A 17,528-nucleotide genomic window follows, 5' to 3' on the forward strand; every position below is an offset into this window, starting at 1 on the left:
GCTCCCTTTCCCTTACCGCGCGAGGCTCTGTTCGGCGAGCGCACGGTTGATGGAGACACCGTAGGCCGACTGGAGCGAGCTGACCATCTGGTCGAGGATGTCATCGCCGCTGGTGCGCGCGACGGCCTGGATCTGCTGCTCGTCGTTGGTCAGCGCGTCGGTCGCCGCATCGTTGACCTCGGTCACCTTCAGGAGGATCTGGCCTTCGCCGTCGACACCGGGCGTGCTGGCAACATGGCCGAGCGGGCCGGCGAAGGCGGCAGCCACGGCGGCCGGGCCGAGGACCGGATCTTCGGCGCCGCGGTGCAGGCCCGTCTTGTTCTCGACCGCCATGCCGAGTTCGCCGGCGATCGCGGCGAGGTCGCCGCCCTTGCGCACGCGCTCCGCCAGCTCTTCCGCCTTCTTGGCGAGCGCCTGACGCTGCTGTTCGGCGGTCCAGTCCGCGACGACGCGGTCGCGAACTTCATCGAGCGTGCGGTCGCGATCCGGGATCACGTCGAGCACCTCGTACCAGGCATAGCCCTCGCGGCCGACATTGAGCGGCTGCGTTTCCATGCCGACATCTGTCTTGAACACTTCGCCGAGCAGCGCTGCCTCTTCCGGCAGGCCGGCGACTTCCTCGCCCTTCTGGTCGTTGCCCTGCGCATCGATCGCCTCGACGGTCACGGCCTTCAGATTGTTCTTGGCCGCAGCTTCGACGAGAGTGAGGCCTTCGGCGCGGCTGTCCTCGATGCGGTCGTGCACGGCGAGGATGCCGTCGGCAGCCTCCGCGAGCGCCAGTTCGTTGCGCAGTTCTTCCTTGACCTCGTCGAAGGTCTTCAGGACTTCCGGGCGGATGTTCGTCACGCGCAGGATGATCGGGCCGAAGGTGCCGTCGATGACCGGCGTCGTGCCGCCGTTCTCCGCGACCGCGAAGGCGGGTTCGGCCAGTTTCTGGTCCGGAACGTTGGCCTTGGTGAAATCGCCGAGCAGGACGTCGGCTGCCGTCTTGCCCTGTTCGGCGACGATGGCGTCGAAGGTCGTGCCTGCGGCAAGCTTGGCCGCAGCGGCATCGGCGCTGGCGCGATCCTTGAAGGTCAGTTGCTCGATGGTGCGCAGCGCCGGCGTGCGATACTTTTCCTTGTTCTTCTCGTAATCGGCCTGAAGCGCCTCGTCGGTGATGGCCGAGGCGTCCATGATGTCCTTCGGCTCCAGCGAGATATAGACGAACTTGCGATATTCGGGCGCGCGGTATTTCGCCTTGTTCTGTTCGAACCAGGGCGCGAGCACATCGTCGGCCGGTGCCTTGACGGGGTCGATATTGGCATTGCTGAGCAGCAGGAAGTCGATGCTGCGCGCCTCGTTGCGATACTGGCGCAGCGCATCCGTCAGCACATCGGGTGCCTTGTAGCCGTCCGAGATGGCTTCGACGACCTGCGTGCGGATCGCGACCTGGCTGCGGTTGCTGATATAGTCGCTCTCGCGCAGGCCCGCATTGCGCAGGATCGCCGAGAAGGCGGCGCGGTCGAACTGGCCGCCGGCGCCGTGGAAGGCCGGATCGTCGGCGATCAACTGGGCGAGGCGGCCTTCGGAAAGACCGAGATTCATGTCGCGCGAAAGCTGGTCGAGCGCAGCGCCCGCGACGAGTTCGGCGAAGACCTGGTTCTCGATGCCGAAGGCGCGGGCCTGCTCGGCGTTCAGCCGCATGCCGAGGCGCTGCGACATGGCGCCGACCTGGCGCTCATAGGCAAGACGGAAGTCCGTCGGCGATACCTTGACGTCGCCGACCGTGACGACGGCGCTCGACGTGCCGGTGACAAGAGAACTCGAAACGCCCCAGACAGCGAAGGAACCGACCAGTACGATCAGCAGGGCTTTTGCCACCCAGGTCTGGGAAGCGCGTCTCAGGGCGTCGAGCATCGTCTAAATTTCCTCATATACGCGGTCATGCGGCCGGAGATCGTCTCTTAACGGAAAGTTTGCGGGAATAGAAGTCCGCAGCATGCCTGTGGCGCCCGGCGGGAGCGGGGCATGGCGCAAACGCGTTGCCCAAGGTCAATTTCTTTTGCCGGCAAAAGAAATTTTTATGAAATTATTGGCAGAATCCGGCCCTATTCCGCTGTCACAATTTGAAAATCCGTGATCGGATGCAGGATTACCCCGGTGAGTCTGTCGCCGGCCGTCGCGCAGGGAGATAAAGAGGTGGAATCCACGGTCGTCATGATCAACCTTTTCGGCGCGGTGGCGCTGCTCCTGTTCGGCCTCGCGCAGGTGAAGGACGGCATGACGCGGGCCTTCGGGGTGAAGCTGCGCTCCGGGCTGGCGCTCGGAACGCGCGGTCCCTTCCGCTCCTTCTTCGGCGGCTTCGTTGCAACCGTCGCCCTGCAAAGCTCGACCGCCACGGCGCTGATGATCGCCTCCTTCGTGGAAAAGAACCTCGTCAGGGCGCGGATGGCGCAGATCGTGCTGCTCGGCGCCAATGTCGGCACCGCCGTCACCGCCTGGCTGGTGGCAACGGGCATCGAATCGGTCTCGCCCCTGATCATTCTCGTCGGCGTCGTCCTCTACAAGTCGAGCAGTTCGACCGCCCGGCAGGGTCTTGGCTCCGCGCTCGTCGGCATCGGCCTCATGCTCCTGTCCCTGCATCTGCTGAGCCTCGCCACGGAGCCGATGCGCCAGTCCCCGGCGCTCGCCGCCTTCCTGAAGCTGCTCGACGGTGCATGGCCGGCCGCGCTCGCCTTCTCGACGGTTCTCGCCATCATCTCCTCTTCCAGCCTCGCGGTCGTCGTGCTGATCCTCTCGCTGGCGGGTATGGGCATCCTCTCACCTGCATTGACCGTCATCCTCGTGCTCGGCGCCAATCTCGGCGGCGCCGTGCCGCCTGTCATCGCCACGGCGAAGGCGGCGGCATCCGCGCGGCGCGTGACGCTCGGCAATCTCCTGGTGCGCGGTATAGGCTGCCTCGCCGTCCTGCCGTTCGCCGGGCAGGTCGCCGAGCTGCTGGCGCTGTTGCCCATCCCGGCCGCAAAGCTGCCGGTCGATGTGCACCTTGCCTTCAACCTCGTCGTGGCGCTGGTGATGTGGCCGCTGTCCGGCGCGCTGTCGCGGCTCATGGAAAAACTGGTGCCGGAAGAAAAGCAGCCGGAGACCGGCCCGAAATATCTCGACGATTCGGCGCTTGCCAGCCCCGTCGTCGCGCTGTCCGGCGCGACGCGCGAGGTGCTGCGTGTCGGCGATCTCATCGAGGCCATGCTGATCCGCACCATGCGGGCCTTCAACGACAACAACCTGTCGCCGCTTGCCGATATCGGCGAGTTGGAACGCCAGGTCGACGCCTTGCAGCAGGAGGTGAAGATCTACCTCTCGCGCCTTGGACGGCAGGGCGTCACCGGCGAATGCGCCGCCCGCTCCATCGTCATCATCGACTATGCCATCAATCTCGAGCATGTCGGCGACATCATCGAGAAGGGCCTTCAGGAGCAGGTGCGCAAGAAGATCGTCAACGGCCTGAAATTCTCCGAGGACGGCTACAAGGAACTCGCCAACCTCTTCAACCTGACCATCGAGAACCTGCGCATCGCCCAGACCATTTTCGTGACCCGCGATTCCGGCCTTGCCCGCCAGCTCATGGAGGTGAAGGTGGATGTGCGGCGCATGGAGAAGCAGTCGTCGGAACGCCATCTGGAGCGCCTGCGCGATGGCCGGCTGGACAGCCTCCAGACCAGCTCGCTGCATCTCGACATGCTGCGCGACCTCAAGCGCGTCAACGCCCATCTCGTCTCCGTCGCCTATCCGATCCTCGACGAAAACGGCCTTCTCACCGAAAGCCGCCTGCGCAGCAACGCGAACTGAGGCATGAAGAAATCCCTTTGTCTCTTTCCATGGCTTTTTGCTAAGGAACGGCGAGAAAGACCGACGTACGAGGGATTCCCATGACCGTAGACCGCACGAAACGCAATTGCCTGGCCGTCATCCTCGCGGCCGGCGAGAGCACGCGGATGAAGTCCTCACGCTCGAAGGTGCTGCACCCGGTCGCAAACCGCCCGATGATAGCCCATGTCGTCGATGCGCTCGCCAAGGCCGGTATTTCCGAGATCGCGCTGGTGCTCGGCCGCGACGCGGAAAAGGTCGAGGCGGCGGCGCGGAATGCGGCCGTCGCAAGCACGGTCCACCTCCAGACCGAACGGCTCGGCACGGCGCATGCCGTACTCGCGGCCCGCGAAGCCATCGCCAGGGGCTACGACGATGTTCTGGTTGTCTTCGGCGATACGCCGCTGATCACCGAAACACCGCTGATCGCCGCGCGCGACGGTCTTGCGAACGGCGCGGATGTCGTCATCATCGGTTTCGAGACGGCCGATCCGACCGGCTACGGCCGGCTGATCACGGAGAACGGCGAACTGCTGGCGATTCGCGAGCACAAGGATGCCAGCGAGGCCGAACGCACCATCACCTATTGCAATGGCGGCCTGATGGCCATCGACGGCCGCAAGGCGCTCGACCTGATCGACCGGATTGGCAACGCCAATGCGAAGGGCGAATACTACCTCACCGATATCGTCGAGGTGATACGCGCGGCCGGGGGCAGGGCAATCGCCGTCGAGGCCCCCGAAGAGGAATTGACCGGCTGCAACACGCGCGCCGAGCTTGCCGTCATCGAACGCCTCTGGCAGCAGCGCCGACGCCATGAAATGATGATCGACGGCGTCTCGATGATCGCGCCGGAAACCGTCTTCCTCTCCTTCGACACAAGGATCGGCCGCGACGTGACGATCGAGCCGAACGTCGTCTTCGGCCCCGGTGTGACGGTGGAAAGCGGCGCGCTCATCCATTCCTTCTCCCATATCGAAGGCGCGCACGTTTCTGCCGATGCCGAGATCGGTCCCTATGCCCGCCTGCGGCCGGGCGCGAATCTGGGGGAAGGGGCGAAGGTCGGCAATTTCACCGAGATCAAGAAAGCCGAGATCGGCCCGGGCGCCAAGGTCAACCATCTCAGCTATATCGGCGACGCCTTCATCGGCGCGCATACCAATGTCGGCGCGGGCACGATCACCTGCAACTATGACGGCATCAACAAGTTCGTGACGCGCATCGGCGAAAACGCCTTCATCGGCTCCAACACAGCGCTCGTCGCACCCGTCAGCGTCGGCAACGGCGCCTATGTCGCCTCCGGCAGCGTCATCACCGCCGATGTGCCGGACGACGCCGTCGCCTTCGGCCGCGCCCGGCAGGAGAACAAGGAGGGCCGGGCTGTGCTCATCCGCGAGCGCAACCAGGCCATCAAGGACGCGAAGAAGAAAGCGGCCGAATAATCCGGGCATTGGGCGCGCCCACATTACCGCCTGCAATCGAAAGTGAGCATGGCCGTGTTGCGTCGCGATAAAAAAGCTCTACGAAGGGCGCGACACAGCATTTCGAAAGAGCGGAGCGGCCCATGTGCGGAATTGTCGGTATCGTTGGAAACCAGCCTGTCGCGGGTCGGCTTGTCGATGCCCTGAAGCGCCTTGAATACCGGGGCTACGATTCCGCCGGCGTCGCCTCCATCGTCGACGGCAAGCTCGCGCGCCGCCGTGCCGAGGGCAAGCTCTTCAACCTTGAGAAGCGCCTTTCGGAAGAGCCGCTGGGCGGCACCATCGGCATCGCCCATACGCGCTGGGCGACGCACGGCGCGCCGACGGAGAACAACGCGCACCCGCATTTCGTCGAAGGTGTCGCTGTCGTGCACAACGGCATCATCGAGAATTTCTCCGAGCTGAAGGACGAGCTTGCCGCCGGCGGCGCGACCTTCGTCACGCAGACCGACACGGAAGTCGTCGCGCAGCTCGTCGCGAAATTCCGCCGCGACGGCCTTGGCCGCCGCGAGGCGATGCATGCCATGCTGCGCCGCGTCACCGGGGCCTATGCGCTCGCCGTCATCTTCGAGGACGACCCGTCCACCATCCTGGCTGCCCGCAACGGCCCGCCGCTCGCCATCGGCCATGGCCGGGGCGAGATGTTCCTCGGTTCCGACGCCATCGCGCTCGCCCCCTTCACCAGCGAGATCAGCTATCTCGTCGATGGCGACTGGGCCGTGATCGGCCGCGACGGGGCCTTCATCTTCGATATGGATGGCAACCGCGTCGAGCGCCCGAAGCAGGTCTCCTCGGCCGCCGCCTATCTCATCGACAAGGGCAACCACCGGCATTTCATGGAAAAGGAAATCCATGAGCAGCCGGAGGCGATCTCTCACGCCCTCAGCCACTATGTCGATTTCCTCGCGCATACGGTACGCCCGGTCGCAGCAGACATCGATTTCGCCAGGGTGCCGAGCCTTGCCATTTCGGCTTGCGGCACGGCCTATCTCGCCGGCCTCGTCGGCAAATACTGGTTCGAGCGTTACGCTCGCCTGCCGGTCGAGATCGATGTCGCCTCGGAGTTCCGCTATCGCGAGATTCCGCTGAACCCGGCCTCCGCCGCGCTCTTCATCTCGCAGTCGGGCGAGACCGCCGATACGCTGGCCTCGCTGCGCTACTGCAAGGAGAACGGCCTGAAGATCGGCGCCGTGGTCAATGCCAAGGAATCGACCATCGCCCGCGAATCGGACGCCGTCTTCCCGATCCTCGCCGGCCCGGAGATCGGCGTCGCCTCCACCAAGGCCTTTACCTGCCAGCTCGCCGTGCTCGCCGCGCTCGCCATCGGCGCGGGCCGGGCGCGCGGCACGATCAGCGAAGCCGAGGAGAAGGAACTGGTGCATCATCTTGCCGAGATGCCGCGCATCATGGCAGGCGTGCTCAACACCATCCAGCCGGCCATCGAGCAGCTTTCGCGCGACCTGTCCAAGTGCAAGGACGTGCTCTATCTCGGCCGTGGCACCAGCTATCCGCTGGCCATGGAAGGCGCGCTGAAGCTCAAGGAAATTTCCTACATCCACGCCGAAGGCTATGCCGCCGGCGAGCTGAAGCACGGCCCGATCGCGCTGATCGACGAGAACATGCCCGTCATCGTTATCGCCCCGCATGACCGCTTCTTCGAAAAGACCGTGTCGAACATGCAGGAAGTGGCTGCCCGTGGTGGCCGGATCATCTTCATCACCGACGAGAAGGGGGCGGCCGCCTCCAAGCTGCCGACGATGAAGACCATCGTGCTGCCGAATGTCGACGAGATCATCGCGCCGATGATCTATTCGCTGCCGATCCAGCTTCTCGCCTATCACACCGCCGTCTTCATGGGCACGGACGTGGACCAGCCGCGCAACCTCGCCAAGTCGGTCACCGTCGAATGATCGTCCGGCCGGAACGCGAAGGCGATATCGACGCCATCCGCATGCTGACGGAAACGGCCTTCAGGACCGCGCCGCACGCCGATGGCACGGAACATCTGATCATCGACCGTCTGCGCGCGGCTGGAGTGCTTACGCTTTCGCTGGTGGCGGAAGCGGATGGGACCATCGTCGGGCATGTCGCCTTTTCCCCGGTATCGCTTTCGGATGGCAGCAGGGGCTGGTACGGCCTCGGCCCGATTTCGGTCGATCCGTCGCGGCAGGGCGAGGGAATTGGCGGCAAGCTCATCGGCGAAGGGCTGGAGCGGCTGAAAGCGCTCGGTGCGACGGGCTGCGTGCTCCTCGGCGATCCCGCCTACTACAGCCGTTTCGGCTTTAAGCCGGATCCCAGGCTGACGCTCGACGGGGTGCCGCCGGAGTATTTCATGCGTGTGGCGTTTTCCCCGGTTTACGGCGCGGGAAGCGTTTCCTATCATCCGGGCTTCTACGGCTGAGCGGCTGCCTCACACTGGACCTTAGATGACCGACCTCGTCCCGAGACAGTCGCTCGCCATGCGGCTGCGCAACAACTTCCTGACCGGCCTCGTCATCTGCGCGCCGATCGCCATCACCATATGGCTGACCTGGTCCTTCATCCGGTGGGCCGATAGCTGGGTGAAGCCCTATATTCCGGCGCACTACAACCCGGAGAACTATTTCCAGTTCGCCATTCCCGGCTTCGGCCTGCTGATCGCGCTGGTGCTGATCACGCTGGTCGGATTCCTCGGCAAGAACCTCATCGGCCGCACGGTGGTGGAATTCGGCGATTCGCTGTTCAACCGCACGCCGCTGGTGCGCACGGTGCACAAGAGCCTGAAGCAGATCTTCGAGACGGTGCTGAAGGACAAGGGCAACTCCTTCAACAAGGCGGCGATGATCGAATATCCGAGCCCCGGCCTCTGGTCTGTCGTCTTCGTGGCGACGGATGCGCGCGGCGAGATCGCGACGAAGTTCCAGTCCATGGGCAAGGACATGGTCGCCTGCTTCCTGCCGCCGACGCCGTTCCCGACGGCCGGCTTCCTCGTCTACGTTCCGCGCGAAAAGCTCGTGCCGCTCGACATGAGCGCCGAGGACGCCGCCAAGCTCATCATCTCGGTCGGCCTCGTCACGCCACCGGAAAAGACGTTGCAGCTCCTCGAAAGCGAGGAGCAACGCAAGGCCAAGGCGAAAGCAAAGAAGAAGGGATAAGGGGGAGCCGTCCCGGAACCCGAGACGGCTCGCAACAGCCTATTCCTTCGTAGCGGCGTTCTGTTCGTCCAGAATGATCTGGTCCGTTGCCGCGGGAAGGCGGGACTGCTTTTCAGTGGCCACGACGCTTGCGGTCGTGATCGACTTGTCGACCTTGGCTTCCGCCGAGGTCTTGTTGTGCCAGGCGCAATCCGCAAGGGCTGCGGATGCCGAAAGGCCGAGGATTGCTGCGACTGCGAGAACTGTCTTCATGGCATTTCTCCTCCTTCGCGGGTGAGGAACAAGTATGCCTTCACGCGCGGTCTCGGCGAAATCACGATTTTGTGGGCCTCATCCGGCGCGCAGGAACCGGATCGCCTCGTCGCGGCGGTAGAGATAGAGCAGGGTGCGGATCGCTTCGCCCCGCTCGCCCGTCAACTCCGGGTCGCGTTCGAGGAGATAGGCGGCGTCCTTGCGGGCTATTTCGAGAAGATCGCCATGCGCCTCGAGGCTCGCCACGAGGAACCCCGGCGTACCGGACTGCCTTGTGCCGAGCAGCTCGCCTTCTCCGCGCAGCTTCAGATCCTCCTCCGCGATGCGGAAACCGTCCTCCGTCTCGCGCAGGATGGAAAGCCGCGCCCGCCCATTCTCACTCAGCGGCCCCTTGTAGAGCAGGATGCAGCTCGACGCCTCTTCGCCGCGTCCGACCCGCCCGCGCAACTGGTGGAGCTGGGCGAGGCCGAAGCGCTCGGCATGCTCGATCACCATGATGGAAGCGTCCGGCACGTCGACGCCGACCTCCACGACGGTCGTCGCAACCAGCAGCCGCGTCTCGCCACTCTTGAAGGCGAGCATGGCCGCATCCTTCTCCGGCCCGCTCATGCGGCCGTGCACGAGGCCTGCGGCGGGGCCGAAGATGCTCGCCAGCGTCGCATGCCGCTCCTCGACGGACATCAGTTCGCTTTCTTCGGTTTCCTCCACCAGCGGGCAGATCCAGTAGGCTTTCTTGCCCTCGGCAAGCGCGGCGCGCAGGCGGTCGACGATATCGCCCACACGTTCCTGCGGCACGACGACAGTCTGGATTGGCTTGCGGCCGGCGGGCTTTTCCGTGAGCTTGGAGACGTCCATGTCGCCGAAGGCGGCAAGGACGAGGGTGCGCGGAATGGGCGTCGCGGTCATGACAAGCATGTGGGGTGAGATGCCCTTGGCCGTCAGCCGCAGGCGTTGGTGCACGCCGAAACGGTGCTGCTCGTCCACCACGGCGAGCACGAGATCCTTGTAGGCGACATTGTCCTGGAAGAGCGCGTGGGTACCGATGACGATCTGCGTCTCGCCTGAGGCGATGCGTTCGAGGATGGCATCCCGCTCGCGGCCCTTCGTACGGCCGGTGAGGACGTCGATGGTCACGCCAGCCGGAGCGGCCATGCGCGCGAAAGTCGTGAAATGCTGGCGGGCGAGAATTTCCGTCGGGGCCATCAGCACGGCCTGCCCGCCGGATTCGACGGCGGCCAGCATCGCCATCAGCGCCACCGCCGTCTTGCCCGCGCCGACATCGCCCTGAAGCAGCCGCAGCATGCGCTGCTCGCCGGCCATGTCTTTCAGCACTTCGGCGATTGCCGTCTCCTGGCTGTTCGTCAGCGAAAAGGGCAGGGCGTCGATGACCGGGCGGCTCAGCGCCCCGGTTGCGATCACCGGCCGGCCGGCGACCTTGCGCAGGCGCTGGCGCACGAGGGCGAGCGAAATCTGGCCCGCGAGGAACTCGTCATAGGCAAGCCGCCTGCGGGCGGGGGCCTGCGGATCGAGGTCCGTTTCGTCGCGTGGATCGTGCATGCGATGGAAGGCGTCGAAGGCCGAGGAAAAACCCTGCCGCTGCATCAAGGTCGCGTCGATCCATTCCGGCAGGTGCGGCACGCGGGCTAGCGCAGCCTCCACCGACTTGCGCAGCACACGCGATGTAAGACCGGCAGTGAGGCCATGCACCGGTTCGACCAGCGGCACGTTGTCGGCTTCGCCGAGCCGCGCCATATAGTCGGGATGCACCATGGAGGGGCGGCCGTTGAACCAGTCGACCTTGCCGCTCACCACCACCGTCTCGTCGATGGGCAGCGCCTTTTCCAGCCAGTTGCCCTTGACCCGGAAGAAGGTGAGCGCCAGTTCCCCGGTCTCGTCGTGCAGGAACACGCGGTAGGGCTGGTTGGACCGGCCGGGTGGCGGCTGGTGGCGGTCGACGCGGCCGGTAATGGTGACGATGACGCCGGGCGGCGCGTTCGCGATACCCGGCTGGTTGCGCCGGTCGACAATCGAATGCGGAAAATGGAAGACGAGATCGACGACTCGGCAATCCTCCACGCTCTCCTGCCCGAAGAGGCGCGCATAGAGTTCCCCGAGCTTCGGGCCGATGCCGGGGAGCGAGGAGAGGGGAGCGAAGAGCGGATCGAGCAGGGCGGGTCTCATGGCCGGCAAAATCGCCGGAGATCATGCCTTTGGCAAGGCTGACAAGCGGCTTTTGCCGGTCTATAGAAGCGCCAATCACGTTGCGGGTTGAAAAGCGAGGACGATCATGACGGGAACGACACGCTCGAGCGCCGAGATCGACCCGCGCCGCAAGCGCATCCTCTTCCGCTGCTGGCACCGCGGCATCCGCGAGATGGATCTGGTGCTCGGCGCCTTCGCCGATGCCGAGATCGCCACGCTATCCGAGGCCGAGCTGGACGAGCTGGAGCGCATCATGGCAGAGGAAGACAACGACCTCGTCAAATGGGTGACCGGTGAGAAGCCCGTGCCCGAAGAATTCCAGCGCGGCCTCTTCCCGCGCATCGCCGCCTACCGCCCCGATTTTTCGCCGCTCTTCAAAGACGATCGCGCATGATCCCCGGATTTTCTCCCGAACGCATTGCCGGCGCCGGCCGGCCGATAACCATCGGCGCCGTGCCCTCCGGCGTCGAGCCGCTAATCCTCGCCGATCTCGCCCGCAAGACCGGCCCGGTCGCCTATGTGCTGTCGGACGGCCAGCGCATTTCCGATCTGGAACAGATGCTCGGCTTCGTCGCGCCCGATATTCCGGTGCTGACGCTGCCCGGCTGGGACTGCCTTCCCTATGACCGCGTCTCGCCGAGCGCCGAGGTTTCCGCGCGCCGGCTTTCCGCGCTCTCGGCGCTGATCGCCCACCAGAAGAAGCCGCATGCGGCCATCGTGCTCGTCACGGTCAACGCCATGCTGCAGAAGACGGCGCCGCGGCCGACCATCGAAAGCCTTGCCTTCTCGGCGAAGCCCGGCAACCAGATCCGCATGGACGATATCGCCGCACGGCTAGAGCGCAACGGCTTCGAGCGCGTGGCGACCGTGCGCGAGGTCGGCGAATTCGCCGTGCGCGGCGGCATCCTCGACGTCTTCGTGCCCGGCAGCCTGGAGCCGCTGCGCCTCGATTTCTTCGGCGACACGCTGGAATCGATCCGCTCCTTCGATCCCGCCAGCCAGCGCACGACCGGGCAGGCCCGCTCCCTCGATCTCAACCCGATGAGCGAGGTGACGCTGACGCCGGAGACGATCTCGCATTTCCGCAAGCAATATCTCTCCTCCTTCGGCGCGGCGACGCGCGACGACGCGCTCTACCAGGCTGTTTCCGAGGGCCGGCGCTATGCCGGCATGGAGCACTGGCTGCCACTGTTCTACGGCGAGCTGGAAACTGCCTTCGACTACCTTCAAGGCTTCCGTATCGTCACGGACCATACGGTACGTGAGGCAGCCATCGAGCGCTCCCGCCTCGTGCGCGACTATTACGACGCGCGTCTCGCCTCCGCCACGCCCGGCAAGGGGCAGGTGGCGCAGGCGACGCCCTACAAGCCCGTACCGCCGGGCCTCCTCTATCTCGACGCCGAGCGTTTCGCCCGCGAACTCGACGAACGAGACGCCATCCGCCTCTCGCCTTTCAATGAGCATGAGGGCGAGGCGCGCCACGTCGAGACCATCGCGGCGCGGCCCGGCATGCGCTGGGCGCGGCCGGCCGGCAGCGAGGATGCCGACGGCGCGCGCGTCAATGTCTTCGACCAGGCGGTCAAACACATCGCCGACAAGCGGGCCTCCGGCGCGAAGGTGCTGGTGACAGGTTGGTCGGAAGGCTCGCTCGACCGCCTCCTACAGGTACTTGCCGAACATGGCCTCGGCAATGTGGTGCCCGTCGAGAAATTCGGCGATCTCCGCAAGCTGAAGCCGGGCGAGGCAGGGTCGGCCGTACTCAGCCTCGAAAGCGGCTTCGAGGCGGGCGATATCGTCGTTATCGGCGAGCAGGACATCCTCGGCGACCGCATGGTGCGCCGCGCCAAGCGCCGCAAGCGGGGCGCGGATTTCATCACCGAGGTCGCCGGTCTCGACGAAGGCTCCATCGTCGTCCACGCCGAGCACGGCATCGGCCGCTTCGTCGGCCTGCGCACCATCGAGGCCGCCGGCGCGCCGCATGCCTGTCTTGAACTCGTCTATGCGGACGACGCAAAACTCTTTCTGCCCGTCGAGAACATCGACCTCCTCTCGCGCTACGGCGGCGAGGGGACCGATGCACTGCTCGACAAGCTCGGCGGCGTCGCCTGGCAGGCGCGCAAGGCCAAGCTCAAGAAGCGCCTGCTCGACATGGCGAGCGGCCTCATCCAGATCGCTGCCGCGCGCCTCGTGCGCCATGCGCCGGTCCTGGCCGCGCCGGATGGCGTCTACGACGAATTCGCCGCCCGCTTCCCCTATGACGAGACGGACGACCAGGCGAACGCCATCGACGCCGTGCGCGAGGATCTCGGCGCGGGCCGGCCGATGGACCGGCTCGTCTGCGGCGACGTCGGTTTCGGCAAGACGGAAGTGGCGCTGCGCGCGGCTTTCATCGCGGCGATGAACGGCGTGCAGGTCGCCGTCGTCGTGCCGACAACGCTGCTCGCCCGCCAGCATTTCAAAACCTTCTCCGAGCGCTTCCGTGGCCTGCCGATCCGCGTGCAGCAGGCCTCCCGCCTCGTCGGCTCGAAGGAGCTGGTGCTGACCAAGAAGGAGCTTACCGAAGGCAAGACGGATATCGTCGTCGGCACCCATGCGCTGCTCGGCTCGTCGATCAAGTTCGCGAATCTCGGCCTCCTCATTATCGACGAGGAGCAGCATTTCGGCGTGAAGCACAAGGAGCGGCTGAAGGAGCTGAAGAGCGACGTGCATGTGCTGACGCTCTCGGCGACGCCCATCCCGCGCACCCTCCAGCTCGCCATGACGGGCGTGCGCGAACTCTCGCTCATCACCACGCCGCCGGTCGACCGCATGGCGGTGCGCACCTTCATCTCGCCCTTCGATCCGCTCGTCATCCGCGAGACCTTGATGCGCGAGCATTATCGCGGCGGCCAGAGCTTCTATGTCTGCCCGCGCCTCAGCGATCTCTCGGAAATCCACGATTTCCTGCGCCAGGACGTGCCGGAGCTGAAGGTCGCCGTCGCGCACGGCCAGATGCCGGCCACCGAACTCGAAGATATCATGAACGCCTTCTACGAAGGCCGCTACGACGTGCTGCTCTCAACGACCATCGTCGAATCGGGCCTCGATGTGCCGACGGCGAACACGATGATCATCCACCGCGCCGACATGTTCGGCCTCGCCCAGCTCTACCAGCTTCGCGGCCGTGTCGGCCGCTCCAAGGTCCGCGCCTTCGCACTTTTGACCCTGCCGGTCAACCGCACCTTGACGGGCACCGCCGAGCGCCGCCTCAAGGTGCTGCAATCGCTCGACACGCTCGGTGCGGGCTTCCAGCTTGCCAGCCATGATCTCGATATCCGTGGCGCGGGTAACCTCCTCGGCGAGGAACAGTCCGGCCATATCAAGGAAGTTGGCTTCGAGCTTTACCAGCAGATGCTCGAAGAGGCGGTCGCCGAGATCAAGGGCGACGAGGAAGTCGCCGACAGCGGCTGGTCGCCGCAGATTTCCGTTGGCACGCCGGTCATGATCCCCGACGACTATGTGCCCGACCTGCACCTGCGTCTCGGCCTCTACCGCCGCCTCGGCGAAATCACCGAGCTCGGTGACATCGACGCCTTCGGCGCGGAGCTGATCGACCGCTTTGGCCCGCTGCCGCTGGAGGTCCAGCATCTCCTGAAGATCGTCTACATCAAGTCGCTCTGCCGCGTGGCCAATGTCGAAAAGCTCGACGCCGGCCCGAAGGGCGTCGTCGTGCAGTTCCGCCACAAGGAATTCCCCAATCCGGCGGCACTGGTCGGCTATATCGCCAAGCAGGGTACGCTGGCGAAGATCCGACCCGACCAGAGCCTCTTCCTCGCCCGCGACTACCCGACGCCGGAAAAGCGCCTGACGGGTGCCGCACAGGTGATGACGCAGCTTGCGGGATTGGCGAAACAGTAGGAATCAAAAAAGCCGCCCGGATATCGCCGGACGGCTTTTCCAAACTCTGTTGCTAACTCAGTTCTTCCCGACGCGCTCCTGCGCCTTCATCGCCGCGATCTCGCGGAAGGCGTTGGTCAGCACGTCGACGGACTGCGCGCCCATCACGGCATATTTGTTGTCGATGATGAAGCAGGGGACGCCGGTGACGCCCATGTCGCGGGCCATGCCGATCTCCTCCTTGACGGCATCGACGTCGGCGCCGGCAGAGAACAAGGCGGTGACGACGGCGCGGTCCATGCCGGCGCTCTCGGCGACGTCGAGCAGGACGGCGCGGTCGCCGACATTGCGGCCTTCTTCGAAATAGGCCTTGAAGAGCGCGAGCGCGACGCGGCTCTGGACGTCCTGTCCCTCGATCATCGCCCAGCGCAGCAGGCGGTGGGCATCCAGCGTGTTCGGACTGATCTTCACCGCCGGAAAATCGAAGTCGATGCCATCTTCTGCGCCGAGGCCGGCCAGCATGTCATGGGCGCGATTGACGGCGTCCGCACCACCGAGCTTTTCGGCAAGGTGCTTCTTGTGGTCGACGCCTTCCGGCGGCATGTCTGGATTGAGCTGGTAGGGGCGGAACGTCACCGCGACGGCCAGTTCCTCCTTCACGTTGTCGATCGCCTTTTCAAGCCGCTGGCGGCCGAGATAGCACCAGGGGCACACGACGTCCGAGACGACATCGATCGTAATGGCTTCCATCCGGTTTTCCTTTCGATGGGCCGGAAAATTCCGGTTGAGACTTTGCGCCGAGATAGGCTGGCTTGCCCCCGCTTTCAACAGGTTACCTCAAGGTAACCCCAAATCTGGGGATACCCTCTTTATTGCGCCCGCGCATCCCACCATGCGGGGAACTGGAAACCGTAGAGCGGAACCGTCTCCGGCCGCGCGATATGCCTGGAATGGGCCACCCATTGCTCGCCGAGGTGATAAAGCGGCACGACATAGTAGCCCGAAAGCAGCATCCTGTCGTGCAGGCGCACGGCCGAGCGGAAATCCTCCGCGGTGCGCGCCTGCAGCATGGCCTCGATGATGCGGTCGACGTCGGGATCGGCGACGCCGGCGAAATTGGAGCTGCCGTCCCGGTCCTTCGAAATCGATCCCCAATAGCTGACCTGATCGATACCGGGTGAAAGCGAGGAGGGGAACGCCTTGATGATCACGTCGTAATCGAAGGTCTGGCTGCGGCTCTGGTATTGCGAATCGTCCACCGTGCGGATCGATGCCTTCACGCCGAGGGCGGTGAGGAAGCGCTGGTAGGCGAGCGCCAGCTTCTCCTGATCGGCGTTCTGCGTCATGATCTCGAAGGTGAGGGGCATACCCGCCGCATCGACCATCTGCCCGCCCTTGATGGCGTAGCCGGCCTTCTGGAACAGGTCCATCGCCTCGCGCAGCACCTTGCGATCCCGGCCGGAACCGTCCGTCTTCGGCAGGAGATGCGTGCCGGCAAGGATATCCGGCTCGATGCGGGAAATGGCGCGGCCGGCAATCTCGCGCTCGCGCGTATCGGCGGGCGCACCCATCGAGCTGAGGTCGGAATTCTGCCAGTAGCTCTGGGTGCGCTTGTAGGCGTTTTCGAAGAGGCTGCGGTTGACCCATTCGAAATCGAAGACGAGCGTCAGCGCCTTGCGCAATTCCTGCTTCTGGAACAGGGGTCGGCGTGTGTTGAACACGAAGCCGAGCATGCCGGAAGGTGTCTTCGGCTTCACGCTGTCCTTGATCACGGCGCCGGAAAGCGCGGACGGAAAATCGTAGCCCCGCGCCCATTTCGTCGGGTTGCCCTCCTGGAAGAGATCGATTTCGCCCTTCTTGAAGGCTTCGAACAGCGAGTTCTCCTGAAGAAAATACTCTACGGAGATCTCATCGTAATTGTCGAAGCCGACCTTGGCGGGGATATCCTTGCCCCAATAGTCGGGATCGCGCGCATAGATGATCTTCTCACCCGGCTTTACTTCTTTCACCTTGTAGGGACCGGAACCGAGCGGCGGGGCGAGCGAGGTGCGGTCGAAGGTCTGCACGTCGATGGCGTGCTTCGGCAGAATGGGCGAAAGCGCAAGCAGCAGCGGCAGTTCGCGGTCCGCCTTGTCGCTGAAGGTGAAGCGAACGCTTTGCTCGCCGACCTTCTCGAGCTTGTCAACGGCCTCAAGCCGGCGGCTGAAGGGCGCACGCCCCTTGTCGCGCAGCAATTCGAAGCTGAAGATCACGTCCTCCGGCGTCACCGGCTCGCCGTCCGCCCAGCGCGCCTTGGGATTCAGGTTGAACTGGATGAAGGTGCGGTCGTCGTCCCATTCCACCGTCTCGGCGAGAAGGCCGTACATGGTGAAGGCTTCGTCGCGTGAGCGCTGCATGAGCGATTCGTAGACAAGGTTGCCGAATTCCGGGTCCCACATGCCGCGCGCGGTCGTGCGCATGCTCTTCAGGATGAACGGATTGAGGTTGTCGAAAGTCCCGACGACGCCATAGGCGATGCGCCCGCCCTTCTTCACGTCGGGGTTGACGTAGCTGAAGTGCTTGTAGTCCGGCGGCAGGGCGGGTTCGCCGTGCATTGCGATGCCGTGCACCGGGGCGGCGTGGCCGAAAGTGGCCGGCAGGCCGAAGAGTGCGGCGGCAAAGGCCATCAGAAAGGGGCGCAAGGGTGTCTCCTCGTCAGGTCCGGATGATTCTCGCTCATTATACCCGCCGCAAG

General features: G+C 64.8%; 13 protein-coding genes. 8 read left to right on the forward strand and 5 right to left on the reverse strand.

Features of this window, described 5'->3' with window-relative positions:
• Positions 1–12: 12 nt before the first annotated feature.
• Positions 13–1,899, reverse strand: a complete 1,887-nt coding sequence (locus MOE34_RS08615; protein ID WP_242222913.1) for a peptidylprolyl isomerase — start codon at positions 1,897–1,899, stop codon at positions 13–15.
• An 82-nt stretch (positions 1,900–1,981) separates the two neighbouring features.
• Here MOE34_RS08615 and MOE34_RS08620 point away from each other — a divergent pair, with 82 nt between their 5' ends.
• The 6 genes from MOE34_RS08620 (at position 1,982) to MOE34_RS08645 (ending at position 8,464) form a co-directional block, all read left to right on the forward strand.
• A complete protein-coding gene (locus MOE34_RS08620) occupies positions 1,982–2,122 on the forward strand; it encodes a hypothetical protein (RefSeq protein ID WP_242222915.1) in 141 nt (46 codons plus the stop codon).
• Between the two features lie 59 nt (positions 2,123–2,181).
• Positions 2,182–3,831: a Na/Pi cotransporter family protein gene (locus MOE34_RS08625; RefSeq protein ID WP_242223849.1), complete on the forward strand. Its 1,650-nt coding sequence runs from the start codon at positions 2,182–2,184 to the stop codon at positions 3,829–3,831.
• An 80-nt stretch (positions 3,832–3,911) separates the two neighbouring features.
• Positions 3,912–5,291 (forward strand): bifunctional UDP-N-acetylglucosamine diphosphorylase/glucosamine-1-phosphate N-acetyltransferase GlmU, encoded by a 1,380-nt coding sequence (glmU, locus tag MOE34_RS08630; protein ID WP_242222917.1) that lies wholly within the window; start codon positions 3,912–3,914, stop codon positions 5,289–5,291.
• Positions 5,292–5,413: 122 nt separating this feature from the next.
• Positions 5,414–7,240, forward strand: coding sequence for a glutamine--fructose-6-phosphate transaminase (isomerizing) (gene glmS / locus MOE34_RS08635; protein WP_242222919.1), 1,827 nt, complete (start codon positions 5,414–5,416; stop codon positions 7,238–7,240).
• A complete protein-coding gene (locus tag MOE34_RS08640) occupies positions 7,237–7,731 on the forward strand; it encodes a GNAT family N-acetyltransferase (protein ID WP_242222921.1) in 495 nt (164 codons plus the stop codon). The genes glmS and MOE34_RS08640 overlap by 4 nt, the downstream gene beginning before the upstream one ends.
• 25 nt (positions 7,732–7,756) lie before the next feature.
• Positions 7,757–8,464, forward strand: coding sequence for a DUF502 domain-containing protein (locus MOE34_RS08645; protein WP_242222923.1), 708 nt, complete (start codon positions 7,757–7,759; stop codon positions 8,462–8,464).
• A 39-nt stretch (positions 8,465–8,503) separates the two neighbouring features.
• Here the strand turns inward: MOE34_RS08645 and MOE34_RS08650 are convergent, their stop codons facing one another.
• Complete coding sequence (locus tag MOE34_RS08650; RefSeq protein ID WP_242222924.1) at positions 8,504–8,716, reverse strand: hypothetical protein; 213 nt, start codon at positions 8,714–8,716, stop codon at positions 8,504–8,506.
• Between the two features lie 78 nt (positions 8,717–8,794).
• Complete coding sequence (gene recG / locus MOE34_RS08655; RefSeq protein WP_242222926.1) at positions 8,795–10,897, reverse strand: ATP-dependent DNA helicase RecG; 2,103 nt, start codon at positions 10,895–10,897, stop codon at positions 8,795–8,797.
• 106 nt (positions 10,898–11,003) lie between these two features.
• Here recG and MOE34_RS08660 point away from each other — a divergent pair, with 106 nt between their 5' ends.
• Entirely contained in the window at positions 11,004–11,312 is a 309-nt protein-coding gene (locus MOE34_RS08660; RefSeq protein WP_242222928.1) for a succinate dehydrogenase assembly factor 2, read from the forward strand.
• The gene (gene mfd, locus MOE34_RS08665; RefSeq protein WP_242222931.1) at positions 11,309–14,815 is read left to right on the forward strand and encodes a transcription-repair coupling factor; all 3,507 of its coding nucleotides are present in this window, start codon (positions 11,309–11,311) and stop codon (positions 14,813–14,815) included. The genes MOE34_RS08660 and mfd overlap by 4 nt, the downstream gene beginning before the upstream one ends.
• A 57-nt stretch (positions 14,816–14,872) precedes the next feature.
• Here the strand turns inward: mfd and MOE34_RS08670 are convergent, their stop codons facing one another.
• Together MOE34_RS08670 and MOE34_RS08675 are read right to left on the reverse strand one after the other, a co-directional pair.
• Positions 14,873–15,544: a DsbA family oxidoreductase gene (locus MOE34_RS08670; protein ID WP_242222932.1), complete on the reverse strand. Its 672-nt coding sequence runs from the start codon at positions 15,542–15,544 to the stop codon at positions 14,873–14,875.
• A gap of 119 nt (positions 15,545–15,663) precedes the next feature.
• A complete protein-coding gene (locus MOE34_RS08675) occupies positions 15,664–17,460 on the reverse strand; it encodes an extracellular solute-binding protein (RefSeq protein ID WP_242223851.1) in 1,797 nt (598 codons plus the stop codon).
• Between the last annotated feature and the right edge of the window lie 68 nt (positions 17,461–17,528).

It is taken from the genome of Shinella zoogloeoides, assembly GCF_022682305.1.
GTDB classification, from domain to species: Bacteria; Pseudomonadota; Alphaproteobacteria; order Rhizobiales; family Rhizobiaceae; genus Shinella; species Shinella zoogloeoides_B.

Coding starts and splice junctions, on each gene's coding strand:
- MOE34_RS08615 (WP_242222913.1), bottom strand. CDS start 1,899: ATGCTCGACGCCCTGAGACGCGCTTCCCAGACCTGGGTGGCAAAAGCC.
- MOE34_RS08620 (WP_242222915.1), top strand. CDS start 1,982: ATGCCTGTGGCGCCCGGCGGGAGCGGGGCATGGCGCAAACGCGTTGCC.
- glmU (WP_242222917.1), top strand. CDS start 3,912: ATGACCGTAGACCGCACGAAACGCAATTGCCTGGCCGTCATCCTCGCG.
- glmS (WP_242222919.1), top strand. CDS start 5,414: ATGTGCGGAATTGTCGGTATCGTTGGAAACCAGCCTGTCGCGGGTCGG.
- MOE34_RS08640 (WP_242222921.1), top strand. CDS start 7,237: ATGATCGTCCGGCCGGAACGCGAAGGCGATATCGACGCCATCCGCATG.
- MOE34_RS08645 (WP_242222923.1), top strand. CDS start 7,757: ATGACCGACCTCGTCCCGAGACAGTCGCTCGCCATGCGGCTGCGCAAC.
- MOE34_RS08650 (WP_242222924.1), bottom strand. CDS start 8,716: ATGAAGACAGTTCTCGCAGTCGCAGCAATCCTCGGCCTTTCGGCATCC.
- recG (WP_242222926.1), bottom strand. CDS start 10,897: ATGAGACCCGCCCTGCTCGATCCGCTCTTCGCTCCCCTCTCCTCGCTC.
- MOE34_RS08660 (WP_242222928.1), top strand. CDS start 11,004: ATGACGGGAACGACACGCTCGAGCGCCGAGATCGACCCGCGCCGCAAG.
- mfd (WP_242222931.1), top strand. CDS start 11,309: ATGATCCCCGGATTTTCTCCCGAACGCATTGCCGGCGCCGGCCGGCCG.
- MOE34_RS08670 (WP_242222932.1), bottom strand. CDS start 15,544: ATGGAAGCCATTACGATCGATGTCGTCTCGGACGTCGTGTGCCCCTGG.
- MOE34_RS08675 (WP_242223851.1), bottom strand. CDS start 17,460: ATGGCCTTTGCCGCCGCACTCTTCGGCCTGCCGGCCACTTTCGGCCAC.